At 57.4% G+C, this 1,274-nt stretch carries 3 protein-coding genes; 1 reads left to right on the top strand and 2 read right to left on the bottom strand.

The window, feature by feature from the left end:
• The coding region (locus BKD70_RS24575; RefSeq protein WP_139145830.1) for an FAD-dependent oxidoreductase at positions 1–131 on the bottom strand (131 nt) is incomplete at its 3' end.
• Between the two features lie 156 nt (positions 132–287).
• Between BKD70_RS24575 and BKD70_RS23425 the strand changes: the two genes are divergently transcribed.
• The gene (locus BKD70_RS23425) at positions 288–776 is read left to right on the top strand and encodes an Lrp/AsnC ligand binding domain-containing protein (protein ID WP_003176896.1); all 489 of its coding nucleotides are present in this window, start codon (positions 288–290) and stop codon (positions 774–776) included.
• A 71-nt stretch (positions 777–847) separates the two neighbouring features.
• On the opposite strand, the gene BKD70_RS23420 is transcribed toward BKD70_RS23425, so the two are convergent.
• Positions 848–1,201: a YkgJ family cysteine cluster protein gene (locus BKD70_RS23420; protein ID WP_060763902.1), complete on the bottom strand. Its 354-nt coding sequence runs from the start codon at positions 1,199–1,201 to the stop codon at positions 848–850.
• Positions 1,202–1,274: the final 73 nt, after the last annotated feature.

Genomic DNA, 1,274 nt, shown 5'->3' with positions numbered 1-1,274 from the left:
GCATTAGCGAAACTGGTTTCCATGGCAGCGGCAGGCTGACGATCAACCACCACAACGTCGAAGCCGGCCCGCGCCAAATAGTAGGCACTGGTCACCCCAATGACGCCGCTACCCAAGACCAGAACGCGCATTTTTATATCCTCATCGCGGGCTCAGCCGCTGACGTGTGTTATTCGAGCAATGATGGGCGCAGTGTAAAAAACAATCGGCAGTGCATTTCACTATATAAATGCCTATATTTGGCGACAATTCTTGGCAAAAACCCTTTTGACAGAGGCGTATCCCCTATGCGTACCAACACCCAGACCAAGCGGGAGCTGGACAAGATCGACCGCAATATCCTGCGCATCCTGCAAACCGACGGGCGCATCTCGTTCACGGAGCTGGGGGAAAAGGTCGGGCTGTCCACCACGCCCTGCACCGAGCGCGTGCGGCGCCTGGAGCGCGAAGGGATCATCATGGGCTACAACGCACGGCTCAACCCCCAGCATTTGAAGGGAAGTTTGCTGGTATTTGTCGAGATCAGCCTGGATTACAAGTCGGGTGACACCTTTGAAGAATTTCGCCGAGCCGTGCTGAAACTGCCTCACGTGCTGGAGTGCCATCTGGTGTCGGGTGATTTCGACTACCTAGTGAAAGCGCGGATCTCGGAGATGGCTTCGTACCGCAAATTGCTGGGCGATATCCTGCTCAAACTCCCCCATGTGCGGGAATCCAAGAGCTATATCGTGATGGAAGAGGTGAAAGAGAGCCTGAACCTGCCGATCCCTGACTGACCCACTGACACAACACGGCCAAATGTGGGAGCTGGCTTGCCTGCTCCCTTGGTTTTAACCGAGTACATCCGCTAGACCAACACCTGCCGGGTACTCGCCATGTACTCATGAATCTGCTTCTCCACCTGCGGATGAATCAGCTCCACTGGCCGGCGGCCATTAGGGCACGGCAAGGTCTTGGTAGTGCCGAACAGGCGACAGATCAGCGGCCGCTCGTCATACACCGTGCAACCCTTGGGCCCAAGGTGCACGCAGTTCAGCTCGTCCATCGCCGCCTCTTGCTCGGCAGCGGTCTTGCGCGGCAGGCGCGACATTTCCTCGGGCGAGGTGGTCACCGGCCCACAGCAGTCGTGGCAACCGGGGACGCACTCGAACGAAGGAATCTGGCGACGCAGCGCGCTGATTTTCTGACTGTTGCAACTCATCGAAACCCATACCGAACGGCGAATAGACGTGGATTCTGACGCAAAAAGCCCCGCGCAGACAGCGTCGTGCGAC

It is taken from the genome of Pseudomonas sp. BS-2016 (assembly GCF_001806145.1).
GTDB lineage: Bacteria > Pseudomonadota > Gammaproteobacteria > Pseudomonadales > Pseudomonadaceae > Aquipseudomonas > Aquipseudomonas lundensis.
The sequence above is the reverse complement of the archived record's forward strand: the minus strand, read 5'-3'. Positions and strand labels throughout refer to the sequence as shown.